This is a genomic window from Methylophaga sp. UBA1464, assembly GCF_002325665.1.
Lineage (GTDB): Bacteria > Pseudomonadota > Gammaproteobacteria > Nitrosococcales > Methylophagaceae > Methylophaga.
On the sequence record NZ_DCSO01000036.1, the window covers coordinates 10,579 to 15,251 of the forward strand.

Genomic DNA, 4,673 nt, shown 5'->3' on the forward strand with positions numbered 1-4,673 from the left:
CCAACAGGAGTCAGCCTGGATTTCCACGGGCGCTGTTGAGCGGTCTCGCGAACGAATTTCTCGTTTGGGGTATTTCGAAGATGTGAATGTTGAAACCTTGCCTGTTGCCGGAACATCTGATCAGGTTGATCTGGATTTCAATGTAACGGAAATGGCATCCGGTAGCCTGTCAGCCGGTATTGGTTACTCTCAATCTGATGGTATTATCTTCAATGCAAACGTCACACAGAAAAACTTTTTCGGAAGTGGCAAGCATGTTCGCTTCGGCTTTAATAATAGCCGTGTCAACACAGTCTATAGCTTTGGTTATACCAATCCGTTTGCCACGGTAGATGGTATCAGTCAGGGCTTTAATCTTTTCTATCGCGAAACAGATGCATTTGAGGCGAATATTGCTAACTACACCACGGACGTTTTTGGTGGTGATATTAATTTCGGTATCCCGATTTCAGAGAATAACCGGATAAATCTGGCATTTGGTTATGAAAATACGCAACTGGATGTACCAAGTAATAATGAAATTACCCGTTACGATGATTTTATCGAAAAAGAGGGGGATTCATTTCATGCGTTTCCAGTAACTATTGGCTGGTCAAGTGACACACGAAACAATGCTATCTTACCGACAAGAGGTATGTCGCAAAGTGTTTCTGCAGAAGTGGCTACGCCTATTGGTGACCTGCAGTACTACAAACTTCGCTATCGCAATAACTGGTATACCCCATTGAACGATACCTTTACCTTTGCCTTGAGAACGGATCTTGGGTACGGTAAAGCCTATGGTGATAGTGAGCAATTTCCCTTCTTCCAGAACTTTTACGCTGGTGGTATCAGAAGTGTGAGAGGTTTCAGAGCAAATACCCTGGGTGTCAGGGAAGCTGACCGACCTCTCGGTGGTAATTTAATGGTTACTGGCGGAGCGGAAATTATTTTCCCAATTCCATTCATGAAAAAAGCTTTACGCTCTTTCCGCTTGAGCACTTTCGTGGATGTGGGTAACGTATATGATGTTGATCAAAGCTTTGAAGCTGATTTACTGAGATATTCAACCGGCTTATCAGCAATTTGGATTTCACCATTTGGCGCAATGTCGTTTAGTATTGCTGCTCCATTACGTGATCAACCGGATGACGAAACCGAAGTATTCCAGTTTTCATTGGGATCAACATTTTAAATTTAACTATCGGAGTTAAGAGTGAAAAACATCAAGATTGTTGGCCTGTTGTTGGCATCTTTAATGGTCAGCCCCGTTTATGCTGCTGAAATGAAAATCGGCGTTGTAAATGCAAGTGTCGTATTAGATCAGTCTCCACAGAAGGAACGTGCTTTAGCCCGATTGGAAAAAGAATTTTCAACGCGTAGCAAATCACTCGAAAACAAACACAAGGAATTACGTGCGGCTCAGGATAAATTAAATCGTGATGCTGCAATACTGGGTAATGACGAACGTCAGGCACAGGAACGTAAGATTTTAAACGATCAACGTGAATTGAAACGCCTACAGGATGAATACAGTGAAGACTTGTCTATCCGTCGTAATGAAGAGTTACGTAAGTTAGAAGAAGAAATTGCAGAAACAATCGTAGATCTTGCTAAAAAAGAATCTTATGACTTGGTACTTTATCAAGGTGTTATTTTTGCCAGTGAACGTGCAGATTTAACCTCCAAAGTGCTGGAAAGACTTAAAGCGAAATAAGAGTCTGGATGTGGTCTGGACATTAGCAAAAATAGCATCTGAAATTGGTGCACAACTGGTTGGAAATGCAGACAAAGTTATAACTGGTGTCGGTACCTTGCAAAATGCAAAGGATACCGATATCAGTTTTTTAGCGAATACTAAATATCGTCAATATCTAAAATCGACTTCTGCTGGATGTGTCATTGTTTCATCCGCAGATTTAGCCGAAGTAAATACCAATGCTTTGGTTATTGATGACACTTATGTCGCATATGCCAAAGCAGCCTCCCTTTTATATCCTGATGAACAACCGGATACCGGTATTCATTCAAGTGCAGTAATTGGGCAAAGTTGTCATATTGCCGATTCCGCACGCATAGCTGCACAGGTTTATATCGGCTCGAACGTAAAGATTGGTCACAATGTGATTATCGGACCAGGCTGTATCATTGAAAATGATGTGGAGATTGGTGCTGATACCCGGTTGATGTCAAATGTCACTTTGTGCCGTAAAGTTCAAATTGGTGGGCGCGTTCGTATTCATCCCGGAGTCGTTATTGGTGCGGATGGTTTTGGTATTGCGAACGATAATGGTAAATGGTTGAAGATCCCGCAAGTAGGCAAAGTCATTATTGGTAATGATGTCGAAATTGGCGCCAATACGACTATTGATCGTGGAGCTATAGATGACACTATCATCAGTGATGGTGTCAAGCTGGATAATCAAATTCAAATCGGTCACAACGTTTTCATTGGTGAACACACGGTAGTTGCCGGATGTGTGGGTATTTCAGGTAGCACTCGCATTGGAGCCCACTGTGCCATTGGGGGGGGAACGGGTATTGCCGGGCATATTGAAATAACCGATGGTGTTCAATTGACTGGCATGAGTATGGTAACCAAATCAATTCTAACTGCTGGAACCTATTCTTCAGGAATTCCGGTTGAGCCCACCAGAGAATGGCACAGGAATGTGATTCGTTATAGACAGCTTGATAAATTAAATGACAAATTAAAACAATTGGAAGCCAAGTTGAAGTAATGAATGTGTTCGTCATTCACTTAGCTTTACCGCAACAGGGTCTCAACGTAAGATTACTGCACGCAAAAATATAAATCCTAAAGGATAATCAGATTGAACACCATTGACATACATGAGATTCAACGCTTACTGCCACATCGATACCCATTCCTGTTGATTGACAGGGTAATTGAATTTACACCGGGTGAACATCTGGTTGGTATTAAAAATGTCAGTTTCAACGAACCCCACTTCACGGGCCATTTCCCCCAGCGTGTCATTATGCCGGGCGTATTGATTCTGGAAGCATTAGCTCAGGCTACAGGATTGCTGGCATTTAAAACAGCCGATCAGATTCGTTCAGATGAAGCGTTATATTATCTGGCCGGTATTGATAATGCGCGCTTTAAAAAACCTGTAGAGCCAGGCGATCAACTACGCCTTGAAGTTAAATTGATTAAAAACAAACGTAATTTATGGAAGTTTTATGGTCAGGCGACTGTTGACGGCGAGGTCGTTGTCAGTGCTGATATTATGTGTGTTAACCAAGAAATGCCTTCGTGATTCATCAAACTGCTCTAATAGATCCCACTGCCAGAATCGCCGATGACGTTGTTATCGGTGCGTACAGTATTATCGGAGCGCATGTTGAAATCGCTTCAGGTACAGAAATAGCTTCACATGTAGTGATAAACGGACCGACGAAAATAGGTCGAAATAACCGTATATTTCAATTTTCCTCAATTGGTGAAGAACCACAGGACAAGAAATATCATGGTGAGCCGACATTATTGGAAATTGGTGACAATAACCTGATCCGTGAATCTGTCACAATTAATCGTGGCACGGTACAAGGCGGTGGTATTACCAAGGTGGGTAATAACAACTGGATCATGGCTTATGTGCATATTGCTCATGATTGTATTATTGGAGACTATAATATTTTCGCCAATAATGCTTCACTTGCTGGCCATGTCATTGTTGATCAGCATGTTATTTTGGGGGGCTTCACTCTGGTTAGCCAATTTAATCATCTTGGCTCACATTGTTTCAGCGCCATGGGCAGTGTCATTTCTCGAAATGTTCCGCCTTATGTATTGGTATCAGGTCATATGGCAGAACCTGTCGGTATCAATGTTGAGGGGTTACGCAGACGAGGCTTTACGGATACTCAGATTAGAAATATTCGTCAGGCTTATAAATTGGTTTATCGTTCAGGGCTGCGTATGGAACAGGCTCAGCAACGCTTAAATGATATCCAGCAAGATGCGCATGAGTTAGCCATATTTATTGAATTTCTGCAAAACCAGCAGGGTGGAATCATCCGGTAGTAGTTCTACCGGATGATTTTTGTTTTACTCATAAACTAGTCGTTGGCTGGAGTTGAGCTGATTCGATGAATACTCAAATCTGCACCGTTAAATTCTTCTTCAGCAGTTAACCTCAATCCCATCAACGCTTTTAAACCACCATAAACAATAAGCCCACCAATAAAGGCAATGCTTACGCCAATGGCAGCCCCTATGAATTGTGAGGCCAGGCTTACGCCCCCCATACCACCCAATGCGGCTTGACCAAATATACCGGCTGCAATCGCACCCCAGACACCGCAGAGACCATGTAGTGGCCATACACCCAATACATCATCAATTTTCCATTTGTTCTGCGCCAGGGTAAAGGTAATAACAAATAAGCCCCCAGCGAGTGAGCCGGTAATTAACGCACCAAGCGGGTGCATTATGTCCGAGCCCGCACAAATAGCAACCAAACCGGCGAGTGGGCCATTGTGAACAAAGCCAGGGTCATTACGACCGATTAAACAAGCTGCCAATGTACCGCCTACCATGGCCATTAATGAGTTAATGGCAACCAGACCACTAATGCCTTCGATTTCCTGTGCAGACATCACATTAAAGCCGAACCAGCCGACCGTCAGAATCCATGCACCGAGTGCTAAAAAAGGAATATTTGAAG

The 4,673-nt window shown here is 42.9% G+C and carries 6 protein-coding genes; 5 read left to right on the forward strand and 1 reads right to left on the reverse strand.

Annotated elements, in window-relative coordinates:
* From bamA to lpxA, 5 genes are all read left to right on the forward strand, one after another.
* Positions 1-1,174: outer membrane protein assembly factor BamA (gene bamA, locus B3O33_RS03755; RefSeq protein ID WP_292362976.1), on the forward strand; the 1,174-nt coding region annotated here is incomplete at its 5' end.
* Between the two features lie 21 nt (positions 1,175-1,195).
* Positions 1,196-1,696, forward strand: coding sequence for an OmpH family outer membrane protein (locus B3O33_RS03760; protein WP_292361514.1), 501 nt, complete (start codon positions 1,196-1,198; stop codon positions 1,694-1,696).
* Positions 1,697-1,706: 10 nt separating this feature from the next.
* Positions 1,707-2,720 carry a UDP-3-O-(3-hydroxymyristoyl)glucosamine N-acyltransferase gene (gene lpxD, locus B3O33_RS03765; protein ID WP_292361515.1) on the forward strand — a complete coding sequence of 338 codons (1,014 nt, stop codon included), beginning with the start codon at positions 1,707-1,709 and terminating at the stop codon, positions 2,718-2,720.
* A gap of 93 nt (positions 2,721-2,813) precedes the next feature.
* Positions 2,814-3,263, forward strand: coding sequence for a 3-hydroxyacyl-ACP dehydratase FabZ (gene fabZ / locus B3O33_RS03770; protein WP_292361516.1), 450 nt, complete (start codon positions 2,814-2,816; stop codon positions 3,261-3,263).
* Positions 3,260-4,030: an acyl-ACP--UDP-N-acetylglucosamine O-acyltransferase gene (gene lpxA, locus B3O33_RS03775; protein WP_292361517.1), complete on the forward strand. Its 771-nt coding sequence runs from the start codon at positions 3,260-3,262 to the stop codon at positions 4,028-4,030. Before fabZ ends, lpxA begins: the two co-directional genes overlap by 4 nt.
* Positions 4,031-4,065: 35 nt before the next feature.
* Here lpxA and B3O33_RS03780 read toward each other — a convergent pair.
* Positions 4,066-4,673 (reverse strand): ammonium transporter (locus B3O33_RS03780; RefSeq protein WP_414673268.1); only part of this gene is annotated, 608 nt, incomplete at its 5' end.